The sequence below is a fragment of the Streptomyces tendae genome (assembly GCF_008632955.1).
In the GTDB taxonomy this organism is placed as follows: Bacteria; Actinomycetota; Actinomycetes; order Streptomycetales; family Streptomycetaceae; genus Streptomyces.
This window is the reverse complement of sequence record NZ_CP043959.1, coordinates 590,571-603,857: the sequence shown is the minus strand read 5'-3', so window position 1 is coordinate 603,857 and position 13,287 is coordinate 590,571. Positions and strand designations below refer to the sequence as shown.

Genomic DNA, 13,287 nt, shown 5'->3' with positions numbered 1-13,287 from the left:
CGGTATCAGACCGCCCTCATCAGCAGGGTCGCGGCGACGAGGACCGCCGCGCCGCCGAACATCGAGACCGCGTAGGACCGCGCGAAGCCGTTCTGCAGCCTGCGCATCCGCCCGGACAGGCCGCCCACGGAGGCCGCCGTGCCGTTGACGACGCCGTCGACCAGGGTGTGGTCGACGTAGACCAGCGAGCGGGTGAGGTGCTCGCCGCCGCGGACCAGGACCACGTGGTTGAAGTCGTCCTGGAGCAGGTCGCGGCGGGCGGCCCGGGTGAGCAGCGAACCGCGCGGGGCGACGGCCGGCACCGGGTGCCGTCCGTACTGCGCCCAGGCGATCGCCACGCCGACGACCATGACCGCGACCGTGGACAGCGTCACCGTCAGCGCGCTGACCGGCGGGTGCCCGTGGGCGTGCCCGGTGACCGGCTCCAGCCAGTGCACGAAGCGGTCGCCGATGCTGAAGAACGCGCCGCCCGCGACCGATCCGACGGCCAGCACGATCATCGGGACGGTCATCGACTTCGGCGACTCGTGCGGGTGCGGCGGCTCGTACTCCCCGCGCGTCTCGGCGGCCGGCTCGACGTCCGGGGCGGCCGGGGACGGCGTGGGCGCGTTGCGCCAGCGCTCCTCGCCGAAGAACGTCATCAGCATCACGCGCGTCATGTAGTACGCGGTGATGGCCGCGCCCAGCAGGGCGCAGGCGCCGAGGATCCAGCCCTCGGTGCCGCCCTTGGCGAACGCCGCCTCGATGATCTTGTCCTTGGAGAAGAAGCCGGACAGGCCCGGGAAGCCGATGATCGCGAGGTAGCCGAGCCCGAAGGTGATGAACGTGACCGGCATGTACTTCCTGAGGCCGCCGTAGCGGCGCATGTCGACCTCGTCGTTCATGCCGTGCATGACCGAACCGGCGCCGAGGAAGAGGCCGGCCTTGAAGAAGCCGTGCGTCACCAGGTGCATGATCGCGAAGACGTAGCCGATCGGGCCGAGGCCCGCGGCCAGCACCATGTAGCCGATCTGCGACATGGTCGAGCCGGCCAGCGCCTTCTTGATGTCGTCCTTGGCGCAACCGACGATCGCACCGAACAGCAGCGTGACCGCGCCGACGATGGTGACCACCAGCTGGGCGTCCGGGGCGCCGTTGAACACGGCCGCGGAGCGGACGATCAGATAGACGCCCGCCGTGACCATGGTCGCCGCGTGGATGAGGGCCGAGACCGGGGTCGGGCCCTCCATCGCGTCCCCGAGCCAGGACTGCAGCGGCACCTGGGCGGACTTGCCGCACGCGGCGAGCAGCAGCATCAGGGCGATCGCGGTCAGCTTGCCCTCGCCCGCCTCACCGGCGAGACCGGCCTCCCCGTGGCCGCCGAGCACCGGCCCGAAGGCGAAGGTGCCGAACCACAGGAACATCAGCATGATCGCGATCGACAGGCCCATGTCGCCGACGCGGTTGACCAGGAAGGCCTTCTTCGCGGCCGTGGCCGCGCTGGGCTTGTGCTGCCAGAAGCCGATCAGCAGGTAGGAGGCGAGACCGACGCCCTCCCAGCCGACGTACAGCAGCAGGTAGTTGTCGGCGAGGACCAGGATCAGCATCGCCGCGAGGAAGAGGTTCAGGTAGCCGAAGAAGCGGCGGCGCCGCTCGTCGTGCTCCATGTACCCGACGGAGTAGAGGTGGATCAGCGAGCCCACGCCCGTGATCAGCAGCACGAACGTCATCGACAGCTGGTCGAGCCGGAAGGCGACGTCCGCCTGGAAGCCCTCCACCGGGATCCAGCTGAACAGGTGCTGCGTGACGGTGCGTTCCTCGGCGCCCTTGCCCAGCAGGTCGCTGAAGAGCACCAGGCCGAGGGCGAACGAGACGGCGGCCAGCGCCGTGCCGATCCAGTGGCCGACGGCGTCCAGCCGGCGTCCGCCGCACAGCAGGACCACCGCTCCGAGCAGAGGCGCCGCCACCAGCAGCGCAATCAGGTTCTCCACGATTCAGCAGCCCCTCACAGCTTCATCAGGCTGGCGTCGTCGACCGAGGCCGAGTGGCGGGAACGGAACAGGGACACGATGATCGCCAGCCCCACCACGACCTCCGCGGCGGCGACGACCATCGTGAAGAACGCGATGATCTGGCCGTCGAGGTTGCCGTGCATGCGGGAGAAGGCGACGAACGCGAGGTTGCAGGCGTTGAGCATCAGCTCGACGCACATGAACACCACGATCGCGTTGCGCCGGATCAGCACACCGGTGGCGCCGATGGTGAACAGCAGCGCCGCCAGATACAAATAGTTGACGGGATTCACTTCGACGCCTCCTCGGCCCGCTTGAAGTTCGGCGGATCGATCGCCCGGCGCTCCAGGCGCTCCTCCGCGCGCTGCTCCATCGCCCGCAGGTCGTTGATCGCCTCCTGCGACACGTCACGGACCTGGCCGCGGTCCCGCAGCGTCTTGCTGACGGTGAGGTCCGAGGGGGTGCCGTCGGGCAGCAGGCCCGCGATGTCCACCGCGTTGTGCCGGGCGTAGACGCCGGGCGCGGGCAGCGGCGGCAGGTACGTGCCCTCGCGGACGCGCTGCTCGGCCATCTCCCGCTGGGTCCTGGCCCGTTCGGTGCGCTCCCGGTGGGTGAGCACCATGGCGCCGACGGCGGCCGTGATGAGCAGGGCGCCGGTGATCTCGAAGGCGAACACGTACTTGGTGAACAGCAGGGAGGCCAGGCCCTGTACGTTCCCGCCGGCGTTCGCCTCGCCGATGCCGTTGAACTCGTTCAGCGAGGCGTTGCCGATGCCGCCCACCAGCAGGACGCCGAAGCCGAGGCCGCACAGCAGGGCCAGCCAGCGCTGGCCCTTGATGGTCTCCTTCAGGGAGTCCGCCGCCGTGACGCCGACCAGCATCACCACGAACAGGAACAGCATCATGATCGCGCCGGTGTAGACGACGATCTGCACGACGCCCAGGAAGTAGGCGCCGTTGGCCAGGTAGAACACGGCCAGGATGATCATGGTGCCGGCCAGGCAGAGCGCGCTGTGCACGGCCCGCCGCATGAAGACGGTGCACAGGGCGCCGATCACGGCGACGGTGCCGAGCACCCAGAACTGGAAGGCCTCTCCGGTGGAGGTGGAGTAGGCGGCGAGCTGGCCGGTCATCGCCCGATCACCTTCTCCGACGCGGGCTCCTCGGGACCGAAGGTCGAGTCGGCCTCCTGCACCACCTCGCCCTTGGAGTGGGCGACCTGACGCTCCGTACCGGGGGCGGCCTCGGTCACCAGGCCCCGGTAGTAGTCCTGTTCGTCGGTGCCCGGGTACATGGCGTGCGGGGAGTCGACCATGCCCTCCTCCAGGCCCGCTAGCAGCTGCTCCTTGGTGTAGATGAGGTTGGCGCGGCTGGAGTCGGCCAGCTCGAACTCGTTGGTCATCGTCAGCGCGCGCGTGGGGCACGCCTCGATGCACAGCCCGCACAGGATGCAGCGGGCGTAGTTGATCTGGTAGACGCGGCCGTACCGCTCACCCGGCGAGTAGCGCTCCTCCTCGGTGTTGTCCGCGCCCTCCACGTAGATCGCGTCGGCGGGACAGGCCCAGGCGCACAGCTCGCAGCCGACGCACTTCTCCAGGCCGTCCGGATGGCGGTTGAGCTGGTGCCGTCCGTGGAAGCGCGGAGCGGTGGTCTTCTGCTGCTCCGGGTACTGCTCGGTGAGCCGCTTCTTGAACATGGCCTTGAAGGTCACGCCGAAGCCGGCCACCGGGTTCAGGAAACCGGGCTTGGTGTCCTTCGGTTCCTCAGCCATCGGACGCCTCCTTTCCATCCGTCGATCCGCCCTGGGATTCGTCACTGTGAGTATCGGGTCCGCCACTGACAACGAGCTCCCGCTCCCGGCGCGGACGGCGTCGCGGCACCGGCGGCAGCTCCTGCCCGGGCAGCGGCGGCACGGGGAACCCGCCCGCCATCGGGTCGAAGGGAGGCTGGTCGACGGGCTCCCCGGTGTCCTGGCCCCGGCCGCGGAACATGTCCGCGACGAAGGAGAGCAGCAGCAGGACGAGGACGCCGCCGGCGATGTAGAGCGCGATGTCGGCGAAGTCGTAGTTCTCGTTGCGCAGCGCCCGCACGGTGGCGACCGCCATCAGCCACACCAGGGAGACCGGGATGAGGACCTTCCAGCCGAGCTTCATCAGCTGGTCGTAGCGGACGCGCGGGAGCGTGCCGCGCAGCCAGACGAAGCCGAACAGCAGGGTCAGCAGCTTGCCGGTGAACCAGAGCATGGGCCACCACCCGTGGTTGGCGCCCTCCCAGAAGGTGCTGACCGGCCAGGGAGCCCGCCAGCCGCCCAGGAAGAGGGTCACCGCGACCGCCGAGACGGTCACCATGTTGATGTACTCGGCGAGCATGAACATCGCGAACTTGATCGACGAGTACTCGGTGTTGAAACCGCCGACCAGGTCGCCCTCGGACTCCGGCATGTCGAACGGGGCGCGGTTGGTCTCACCGACCATCGTCACGATGTAGATCAGGAACGACACCGGCAGCAGCAGCACGTACCAGCGGTCGGCCTGCGCCTCGACGATCGTCGACGTCGACATCGACCCCGAGTAGAGGAAGACGGAGGCGAACGCGGCGCCCATGGCGATCTCGTAGGAGATCATCTGCGCGCAGGAGCGCAGGCCGCCGAGGAGCGGGTAGGTGGAGCCGGAGCTCCAGCCCGCCAGGACGATGCCGTAGATGCCGACCGAGGCGACCGCGAGGATGTAGAGCGCCGCGATCGGCAGGTCGGTGAGCTGCATCGTGGTGCGCTGGCCGAAGATCGAGATCTCGTTGCCGGCCGGGCCGAAGGGGATCACCGCGAACGCCATGAAGGCCGGGATCGCGGCGACGATCGGTGCGAGGACGTAGATCGCCTTGTCCGCGCGCTTGACGATGACGTCTTCCTTCAGCATCAGCTTCACGCCGTCGGCGAGCGACTGGAGCATGCCCCAGGGGCCGTGCCGGTTGGGGCCGACGCGCAGCTGCATCCAGGCGACGACCTTGCGCTCCATGACGATGGAGAGCAGCACGGTCACCATCAGGAAGGCGAAGCAGAACACCGCCTTGACGAGGATCAGCCACCAGGGATCGCGGCCGAACATCGAGAGGTCTTCAGCGGCGAGGTACGGGCTCATGCCTCCACCTCCTGGGGAGCCTCACCGGCGAGGGTCGCCGGGCCGATGCGGACGAGGGAGCCGGGAAGTGCCCCGGTGCCGGAAGCGACCCCGCCGTCCGTGGAGTTGAGCGGAAGCCAGACCACCCGGTCGGGCATCTCGGTGACGGACAGGGGCAGTTCGAGGGTCCCGGCGGTGCCGGTCACCGCGAGCGTGTCGCCGTCCTTGACGCCGACCTCGGCGGCCGTGGCGGCCGACAGCCGGGCGTGGGCGGCGTGCCGGGTGCCGGCCAGCGCCTCGTCGCCCTGCTGGAGCACGCCCAGGTCGAGCAGGAGCCGGTGACCGGCGAGCACCGCCTCGCCGGCGGCCGGCCGGGGCAGGGCGCCCGCGGTCTCCACCGGGTCGGCGGCGCGCGGGCCGTCCCACACGCCGAGCCGGTCGATCTCCGAGCGGACCGTGCGCAGGTCCGGCAGGCCCAGGTGGACGTCCATGGCGTCGGCGAGCATCTGCAGCACGCGCGCGTCGGTGGGCGGGAGCCGCCGGGTCATCTGGTCCGGCTTGAGTGCCGCCTCGAACAGCCGCACCCTGCCCTCCCAGTTGAGGAAGGTGCCGGCCTTCTCGGCGACGGCGGCGACCGGCAGGACCACGTCGGCGAGTTCGGTGACCTCACCGGGCCGCAGCTCCAGGGAGACCACGAACCCGGCCTCGGCGAGCGCGGCACGCGCGCGGGCCGGGTCGGGCAGGTCGGTGACCTCCACGCCCGCCACCAGCAGCGCCTGCAGCTCACCGCGGGCGGCCGCCTCGACGATCTGGGCGGTGTCCCGGCCGTAGCGGTGCGGCAGTTCGGCGACGCCCCAGAGGGCCGCCACCTCCTCCCGCGCACGCGGGTCGGTCGCCGGGCGCCCGCCCGGCAGCAGCGACGGCAGCGCGCCCGCCTCGATCGCGCCCCGCTCCCCGGCCCGGCGCGGGATCCACACCAGGCGGGCGCCGGTCGCGGTGGCGAACCGCACGGCCGCGGTGAGCCCGCCGCGTACGGCGGCCAGCCGCTCGCCGACGACGACGACCGCGCCCTCGGCGCGCAGCGCCTCGGCGGCCGCGGCCCCGTCGCCCTCCAGGCCGACGCCGCTCGCCAGCGCGTCCAGCCACTCGGTCTCGGTGCCGGGGGCCGCCGGCAGCAGCGTGCCGCCGGCCTTGGTCAGACCGCGCGTGGCGTGCGTGGCCAGGGCGAAGGTGCGCTGCCCGTGTCCGCGCCAGGCCTTGCGCAGCCGCAGGAAGACGCCCGGTGCCTCCTCCTCGGACTCGAACCCGACCAGCAGTACGGCCGGGGCCTTCTCCAGGGAGGTGTAGGTGACACCGCCGCCGTCCAGGTCGCGGCCCCGTCCCGCGACGTGCGCGGCGAGGAAGTCGGCCTCCTCGGGGCTGTGCACGCGCGCCCGGAAGTCGATGTCGTTGGTGGCGAGCGCGACCCGGGCGAACTTGCTGTAGGCGTAGGCGTCCTCGACGGTCAGCCGGCCGCCGGTCAGCACGCCCGTGCGGCCCCGGGAGGCCAGCAGGCCCTGCGCCGCGATCTGCAGCGCGTCCGGCCAGGACGCCGGCTCCAGGTCACCCTCCGCGTTGCGCACCAGCGGGGTGCCGAGACGGTCCCGCTGCTGGGCGTACCGGAACGCGAAGCGGCCCTTGTCGCAGATCCACTCCTCGTTGACCTCGGGGTCGTCGGCGGCGAGCCGCCGCATGACCTTGCCGCGCCGGTGGTCGGTGCGGGTGGCACAGCCGCCCGAGCAGTGCTCGCACACCGACGGCGAGGAGATCAGGTCGAACGGGCGGGAGCGGAACCGGTAGGCGGCCGAGGTGAGCGCGCCGACCGGGCAGATCTGGATGGTGTTGCCGGAGAAGTACGACTCGAAGGGGTCGCCCTCGCCGGTGCCGACCTGCTGCAGCGCGCCCCGCTCGACCAGCTCGATCATCGGGTCGCCGGCGATCTGGTTGGAGAACCGGGTGCAGCGGGCGCACAGCACGCACCGCTCGCGGTCCAGCAGCACCTGCGTGGAGATCGCGACGGGCTTCTCGTAGGTGCGCTTCTTGCCCTCGAACCGGGACTCGGCGTTGCCGTGCGACATCGCCTGGTTCTGCAGCGGGCACTCACCGCCCTTGTCGCAGACCGGGCAGTCCAGCGGGTGGTTGATGAGCAGCAGCTCCATCACACCCTTCTGGGCCTTCTCCGCGACCGGGGAGGAGAGCTGCGTCTTCACCACCATCCCGTCGGTGCAGGTGATGGTGCAGGACGCCATGGGCTTGCGCTGGCCCTCGACCTCCACGATGCACTGGCGGCAGGCGCCGGCCGGCGCGAGCAGCGGGTGGTCGCAGAACCGGGGGATCTCGATGCCGAGCTGCTCGGCGGCCCGGATGACCAGGGTGCCCTTGGGCACGCTGATCTCGGCGCCGTCGATGGTCAGCGTGACGAGGTCCTCGGGCGGGACCGCCGCCTCTCCCCCGCCGGAGGGAGCGTTGGTGGTCACAGTCATGCGTGCACCTCCGTACGGTCGGCCCAGGCCGTCGACGCGGCCGGGTCGAAGGGGCAGCCACGGCCCGTGATGTGCTGCTCGTACTCCTCGCGGAAGTACTTCAGCGAGGAGAAGATCGGCGAGGCGGCGCCGTCGCCGAGGGCGCAGAAGGACTTGCCGTTGATGTTGTCGGCGATGTCGTTCAGCTTGTCGAGGTCGGACATCTGTCCCTTGCCGGCCTCGATGTCGCGCAACAGCTGGACGAGCCAGTACGTGCCCTCGCGGCACGGGGTGCACTTGCCGCAGGACTCGTGGGCGTAGAACTCGGTCCAGCGGGTGACGGCGCGGACCACGCAGGTGGTCTCGTCGAAGCACTGCAGCGCCTTGGTGCCGAGCATGGAGCCCGCGGCGCCGACCCCCTCGTAGTCGAGCGGGACGTCGAGGTGCTCGTCGGTGAACATCGGCGTCGAGGAGCCGCCCGGCGTCCAGAACTTCAGCCGGTGGCCCGGCCGCATCCCGCCGCTCATGTCGAGCAGCTGCCGCAGGGTGATGCCGAGGGGCGCCTCGTACTGCCCGGGACTCGCGACGTGGCCGCTGAGCGAGTAGAGCGTGAAGCCCGGGGACTTCTCGCTGCCCATCGACCGGAACCAGTCCTTGCCCCGGTTCATGATGGCGGGAACCGACGCGATGGACTCCACGTTGTTCACCACGGTGGGGCACGCGTAGAGGCCCGCGACGGCGGGGAAGGGAGGACGCAGGCGGGGCTGGCCCCGGCGGCCCTCCAGCGAGTCGAGCAGCGCGGTCTCCTCACCGCAGATGTACGCGCCCGCGCCCGCGTGCACGGTGAGTTCGAGGTCGAGTCCGCTGCCCAGGATGTTCTGGCCGAGGAAGCCGGCCTCCTTGGCCTCGCGCACGGCCTCGTGCAGCCGCCGCAGGACGGGGACGACCTCACCGCGCAGGTAGATGAAGGCGTGCGACGACCTGATGGCGTGGCAGGCGATGACGATGCCCTCGATGAGGCTGTGCGGGTTGGCGAAGAGCAGCGGGATGTCCTTGCAGGTCCCGGGCTCCGACTCGTCGGCGTTGACGACGAGGTAGTGGGGCTTGCCGTCGCCCTGCGGGATGAACTGCCACTTCATGCCCGTCGGGAAGCCGGCGCCGCCGCGTCCGCGCAGTCCGGACTCCTTGACGTACGCGATGACGTCGTCCGGCGACATGGCGAGCGCCTTGCGCAGCCCCTCGTACCCGTCGTGCCGCCGGTAGACGTCGAGCGTCCAGGACTTGTCCTCGTCCCAGAAGGCCGACAGCACCGGTGAGAGCAGCTTCTCCGGGCTGGTGTCCTTCAGTTCGGGTGCCAAGGTCATCACTCCCCCTCCTCGGCGACGGGTCCGGACGGGTTGGACGGGTCGGAGGCCGCCGTGTCCTGCGGCGCGTCGTGCGAGCTGAGGTGCTCGGCGGGCGACGGCTCGTGCGGCGGGGTGTCCTGCGGCGCCTCGCCACGCGGGTGCACCACGCGCGCGGGGGTGGCCTCGCCCTTGGCCAGCCTCAGGCCGATCAGGGAGGCGGGGCCCGCGCTGCCGGTGGCCTCGACGGCCCCTTCCCGCTCGTCGGGGAAGCCGGCCAGGATGCGGGCGGTCTCCTTGAAGGTGCACAGGGGCGCCCCGCGGGTGGGCGCGACCGGGCGGCCGGCGCGCAGGTCGTCGACCATGCGCTTGGCGCTCTCGGGGGTCTGGTTGTCGAAGAACTCCCAGTTGACCATCACGACGGGCGCGTAGTCGCAGGCCGCGTTGCACTCGATGTGCTCCAGGGTGACCTTGCCGTCGCCGGTGGTCTCGCCGTTGCCGACGCCCAGGTGCTCCTGCAGTTCCTCGAAGATCGCGTCGCCGCCCATGACCGCGCACAGGGTGTTGGTGCACACCCCGACCTGGTAGTCGCCGCTCGGCCAGCGCCGGTACATGGTGTAGAAGGTGGCGACCGCGGTCACCTCGGCGGTGGTCAGGTTCAGCATGTCCGCGCAGAACCGCATGCCGGTGCGCGTGACATGGCCCTCCTCCGCCTGCACCAGGTGCAGCATCGGCAGGAGGGCGGACCGGGAGTCCGGGTAGCGGGCGACGATCGCGCGCGCGTCGGTCTCCAGCCGGGCCCGGACGTCGTCCGGGTAGGCGGGGGCGGGCAGTTCCGGCATGCCCAGGCTGACGCCCCGCTCGGAAGAAGAGGTGGTCACCGGTCGACGCCTCCCATCACGGGATCGATGGACGCGACGGCGACGATGACGTCGGCGACCTGGCCGCCCTCGCACATCGCCGCCATGGCCTGCAGGTTGGTGAAGGACGGGTCGCGGAAGTGGACCCGGTAGGGGCGGGTGCCGCCGTCGGAGACGACGTGCACTCCGAGTTCGCCCTTGGGCGACTCCACGGCCGCGTACGCCTGGCCCGGCGGGACCCGGAAGCCCTCGGTGACCAGCTTGAAGTGGTGGATCAGGGCCTCCATGGAGGTGCCCATGATCTGCTTGATGTGGTCGAGGGAGTTGCCGAGTCCGTCGGGTCCCAGGGCAAGCTGGGCCGGCCAGGCGATCTTCTTGTCCTCGACCATGACCGGTCCGGGCTGGAGCCGGTCCAGGCACTGCTCGACGATGCGCAGCGACTGGCGCATCTCCTCCAGCCGGATCAGGAAGCGGCCGTAGGAGTCGCAGGTGTCGGCGGTCGGGACGTCGAAGTCGTACGTCTCGTAGCCGCAGTACGGCTGCGTCTTGCGCAGGTCGTGCGGCAGGCCGGTGGAGCGCAGCACCGGGCCGGTGGCGCCGAGGGCCATGCAGCCGGCCAGGTCCAGGTACCCCACGTCCTGCATGCGGGCCTTGAAGATGGGGTTCCCGGTGGCGAGCTTGTCGTACTCCGGGAGGTTCTTCCGCATCTTCTTGACGAACTCGCGGATCTGGTCGACAGCGCCGGGCGGCAGGTCCTGGGCGAGTCCGCCGGGACGGATGTACGCGTGGTTCATCCGCAGGCCGGTGATCAGCTCGTAGATGTCGAGGATGAGTTCACGGTCACGGAATCCGTAGATCATGATCGTGGTGGCGCCGAGCTCCATGCCGCCGGTGGCGATGCACACCAGGTGGGAGGAGAGCCGGTTCAGCTCCATCAGGAGCACCCGGATGACCGAGGCGCGGTCGGGCACCTGGTCCTCGATGCCGAGCAGCTTCTCGACCGCGAGGCAGTACGCCGTCTCGTTGAAGAACGGCGTCAGGTAGTCCATGCGCGTCACGAACGTGGTGCCCTGGGTCCACGTCCGGTACTCGAGGTTCTTCTCGATGCCGGTATGGAGGTAGCCGATGCCGCAGCGGGCCTCGGTGACCGTCTCGCCGTCGATCTCCAGGATCAGCCGGAGCACTCCGTGGGTGGACGGGTGCTGCGGACCCATGTTGACGACGATGCGTTCGTCGTCGGTCCGGGCCGCGGTCTCGACGACCTCGTCCCAGTCGCCGCCGGTGACGGTGTAGACGGTGCCTTCCGTGGTCTCACGGGCGGATGCCATCGAGGAGGTGGTCCCGGAGGGACTCGATGAGGGGTGGTGGCCGGGCGAAGGGTTGGGAGTGCTCACGAGTACGACCTCCGCTGGTCCGGAGCCGGGATCTGGGCGCCCTTGTACTCGACGGGGATGCCGCCGAGGGGGTAGTCCTTGCGCTGCGGGTGGCCCTGCCAGTCGTCCGGCATCATGATCCGGGTCAGGGCCGGGTGGCCGTCGAAGACGATGCCGAAGAAGTCGTACGTCTCGCGCTCGTGCCAGTCGTTCGTCGGATAGACCGAGAACAGCGACGGGATGTGCGGGTCGCTGTCCGGCACGCTCACCTCCAGGCGGATCACCCGGTTGTGGGTGATCGAGCGCAGGTGGTAGACCGCGTGCAGCTCGCGTCCCTTGTCGTCCGGGTAGTGCACGCCGCTGACGCCGGTGCACAGCTCGAAGCGCAGGGCGGGATCGTCGCGGAGCGTCTTCGCCACCCTCACGAGGTGCTCCCGCTCGATGTGGAAGGTGATCTCGTCGCGGTCGACGACCGTCCTCTCGATGGCGTTCCCGGGGAGCAGGTCCTGCTCCTCCAGCGCCCCCTCCAGCTCGTCGGCGACCTCGTCGAACCAGCCGCCGTAGGGGCGGGCCGCCGGTCCCGGGAGCCGGACCGAGCGGACCAGGCCGCCGTAACCGGAGGTGTCGCCGCCGTTGTTGGCGCCGAACATGCCGCGCTGGACGCGGATCTGCTCGCCGCCCTCACCGCGCTGGCCGGGGAGGTTCTCGGCGGAGAGCTCCTTCTCGGGGTTCACGTCGTCACCCGCGGTGTTGTTCACGTCGCTCATCGCAGCAGCCCCTTCATCTCGATCGTGGGCAGGGCCTTGAGCGCCGCCTCCTCCGCCTCGCGGGCCGCCTCCTCGGCGTTCACGCCGAGCTTGGAGCTCTGGATCTTCTGGTGGAGCTTGAGGATGGCGTCCATCAGCATCTCGGGGCGTGGCGGACAGCCGGGGAGGTAGATGTCGACCGGCACGACGTGGTCGACGCCCTGGACGATCGCGTAGTTGTTGAACATGCCGCCCGAGGAGGCGCAGACCCCCATGGAGATCACCCACTTGGGGTTCGGCATCTGGTCGTAGACCTGCCGGAGCACCGGCGCCATCTTCTGGCTGACCCGCCCGGCGACGATCATGAGGTCCGCCTGCCGCGGCGAACCGCGGAAGACCTCCATGCCGAAGCGCGCCAGGTCGTAGCGGCCCGCGCCGGTGGTCATCATCTCGATGGCACAGCAGGCGAGGCCGAACGTGGCGGGGAAGACGGATGACTTGCGCACCCAGCCCGCGGCCTGCTCGACGGTGGTCAGCAGGAATCCGCTCGGCAGCTTTTCTTCGAGTCCCATGACTTAGTGGCCCCTCAGTCCCATTCCAGGCCGCCGCGCCGCCATACGTACGCGTACGCGACGAAGACGGTGAGCACGAAGAGCAGCATCTCCACGAGCCCGAAAATCCCCAGGGCGTCGAAGGTGACGGCCCAGGGGTAGAGGAAGACGATCTCGATATCGAAGATGATGAAGAGCATCGCCGTCAGGTAGTACTTGATGGGGAAGCGCCCGCCGCCGGCCGGCGTGGGGGTCGGCTCGATGCCGCACTCGTAGGCCTCGAGCTTTGCCCGGTTGTACCGCTTCGGACCGATCAGCGTGGCCATGACCACGGAGAAGATCGCAAAGCCTGCCCCGAGGGCTCCCAGTACGAGGATGGGCGCATACGCGTTCACCGCTCCTCGCTCCTCTCAGTCGGCACTGACTGCTGGCGGTTTGCATTGGACTCACGCGCCCCGCACGCCCCTCGAACCACGCCCGCCCCGGCGAAGATCGAGAACATGTGAAGCAGGTCACAAGCCCAACCGCTCCGCATCTTATGCCTGTGGGTCTGTGATCTGCGACACGGGGTATTGCACAAGCTTTGTGATCTCCACCACCTGACGAACGATCATGAAGTCGGATGAGCAGTGATCTTCACACGCCAAGCGTCCGCGCGATCACCAAAGGTGACATCTTGACCGGTCGGTGCAGCTCAGAGGGGTTCCGGAGGGGGCGTCTCCATATCAAGACGATTCCTCTGCATGCAAATTGGTGCTGGGCGCGATCGCTTGATAGAGGACGCGTTCACACATGAGGGGGGTCGCG

General features: G+C 69.8%; 12 protein-coding genes. All 12 read right to left on the bottom strand.

From position 1 onward, the window contains the following. Nucleotides 1-5 precede the first annotated feature (5 nt). Entirely contained in the window at nucleotides 6-1,970 is a 1,965-nt protein-coding gene (gene nuoL / locus F3L20_RS02905; protein ID WP_150151927.1) for an NADH-quinone oxidoreductase subunit L, read from the bottom strand. A gap of 14 nt (nucleotides 1,971-1,984) precedes the next feature. Next, nucleotides 1,985-2,284, bottom strand: coding sequence for an NADH-quinone oxidoreductase subunit NuoK (gene nuoK / locus F3L20_RS02900; protein ID WP_004927567.1), 300 nt, complete (start codon nucleotides 2,282-2,284; stop codon nucleotides 1,985-1,987). Continuing rightward, nucleotides 2,281-3,123, bottom strand: coding sequence for an NADH-quinone oxidoreductase subunit J (locus F3L20_RS02895; RefSeq protein ID WP_150151924.1), 843 nt, complete (start codon nucleotides 3,121-3,123; stop codon nucleotides 2,281-2,283). Before F3L20_RS02895 ends, nuoK begins: the two co-directional genes overlap by 4 nt. Next, on the bottom strand, nucleotides 3,120-3,761 hold the full coding sequence (gene nuoI, locus F3L20_RS02890; protein ID WP_145829731.1) for an NADH-quinone oxidoreductase subunit NuoI: 642 nt from the start codon (nucleotides 3,759-3,761) through the stop codon (nucleotides 3,120-3,122). The genes F3L20_RS02895 and nuoI overlap by 4 nt, the downstream gene beginning before the upstream one ends. Next, nucleotides 3,754-5,127 (bottom strand): NADH-quinone oxidoreductase subunit NuoH, encoded by a 1,374-nt coding sequence (gene nuoH, locus F3L20_RS02885; protein WP_145829730.1) that lies wholly within the window; start codon nucleotides 5,125-5,127, stop codon nucleotides 3,754-3,756. Before nuoH ends, nuoI begins: the two co-directional genes overlap by 8 nt. Continuing rightward, a complete protein-coding gene (locus F3L20_RS02880) occupies nucleotides 5,124-7,628 on the bottom strand; it encodes an NADH-quinone oxidoreductase subunit G (RefSeq protein ID WP_150151921.1) in 2,505 nt (834 codons plus the stop codon). Before F3L20_RS02880 ends, nuoH begins: the two co-directional genes overlap by 4 nt. Then, complete coding sequence (nuoF, locus tag F3L20_RS02875) at nucleotides 7,625-8,971, bottom strand: NADH-quinone oxidoreductase subunit NuoF (RefSeq protein WP_150151918.1); 1,347 nt, start codon at nucleotides 8,969-8,971, stop codon at nucleotides 7,625-7,627. Before nuoF ends, F3L20_RS02880 begins: the two co-directional genes overlap by 4 nt. Next, on the bottom strand, nucleotides 8,971-9,831 hold the full coding sequence (gene nuoE, locus F3L20_RS02870; protein WP_150151915.1) for an NADH-quinone oxidoreductase subunit NuoE: 861 nt from the start codon (nucleotides 9,829-9,831) through the stop codon (nucleotides 8,971-8,973). Before nuoE ends, nuoF begins: the two co-directional genes overlap by 1 nt. After that, nucleotides 9,828-11,138, bottom strand: coding sequence for an NADH-quinone oxidoreductase subunit D (locus tag F3L20_RS02865; protein WP_145829726.1), 1,311 nt, complete (start codon nucleotides 11,136-11,138; stop codon nucleotides 9,828-9,830). The genes nuoE and F3L20_RS02865 overlap by 4 nt, the downstream gene beginning before the upstream one ends. 62 nt (nucleotides 11,139-11,200) lie before the next feature. Next, nucleotides 11,201-11,950, bottom strand: coding sequence for an NADH-quinone oxidoreductase subunit C (locus tag F3L20_RS02860; RefSeq protein ID WP_150151912.1), 750 nt, complete (start codon nucleotides 11,948-11,950; stop codon nucleotides 11,201-11,203). After that, nucleotides 11,947-12,501 carry a NuoB/complex I 20 kDa subunit family protein gene (locus tag F3L20_RS02855; RefSeq protein WP_006133126.1) on the bottom strand — a complete coding sequence of 185 codons (555 nt, stop codon included), beginning with the start codon at nucleotides 12,499-12,501 and terminating at the stop codon, nucleotides 11,947-11,949. Before F3L20_RS02855 ends, F3L20_RS02860 begins: the two co-directional genes overlap by 4 nt. A gap of 14 nt (nucleotides 12,502-12,515) precedes the next feature. After that, on the bottom strand, nucleotides 12,516-12,875 hold the full coding sequence (locus F3L20_RS02850) for an NADH-quinone oxidoreductase subunit A (protein WP_003974383.1): 360 nt from the start codon (nucleotides 12,873-12,875) through the stop codon (nucleotides 12,516-12,518). Between the last annotated feature and the right edge of the window lie 412 nt (nucleotides 12,876-13,287).

Excerpts from the sequence above, each read along its gene's own strand:
- F3L20_RS02880 (WP_150151921.1), bottom strand. The coding sequence starts at position 7,628 with ATGACTGTGACCACCAACGCTCCCTCCGGCGGGGGAGAGGCGGCGGTC.
- nuoF (WP_150151918.1), bottom strand. The coding sequence starts at position 8,971 with ATGACCTTGGCACCCGAACTGAAGGACACCAGCCCGGAGAAGCTGCTC.
- F3L20_RS02865 (WP_145829726.1), bottom strand. The coding sequence starts at position 11,138 with ATGGCATCCGCCCGTGAGACCACGGAAGGCACCGTCTACACCGTCACC.
- F3L20_RS02855 (WP_006133126.1), bottom strand. The coding sequence starts at position 12,501 with ATGGGACTCGAAGAAAAGCTGCCGAGCGGATTCCTGCTGACCACCGTC.
- nuoI (WP_145829731.1), bottom strand. The coding sequence starts at position 3,761 with ATGGCTGAGGAACCGAAGGACACCAAGCCCGGTTTCCTGAACCCGGTG.
- F3L20_RS02895 (WP_150151924.1), bottom strand. The coding sequence starts at position 3,123 with ATGACCGGCCAGCTCGCCGCCTACTCCACCTCCACCGGAGAGGCCTTC.
- nuoH (WP_145829730.1), bottom strand. The coding sequence starts at position 5,127 with ATGAGCCCGTACCTCGCCGCTGAAGACCTCTCGATGTTCGGCCGCGAT.
- F3L20_RS02860 (WP_150151912.1), bottom strand. The coding sequence starts at position 11,950 with ATGAGCGACGTGAACAACACCGCGGGTGACGACGTGAACCCCGAGAAG.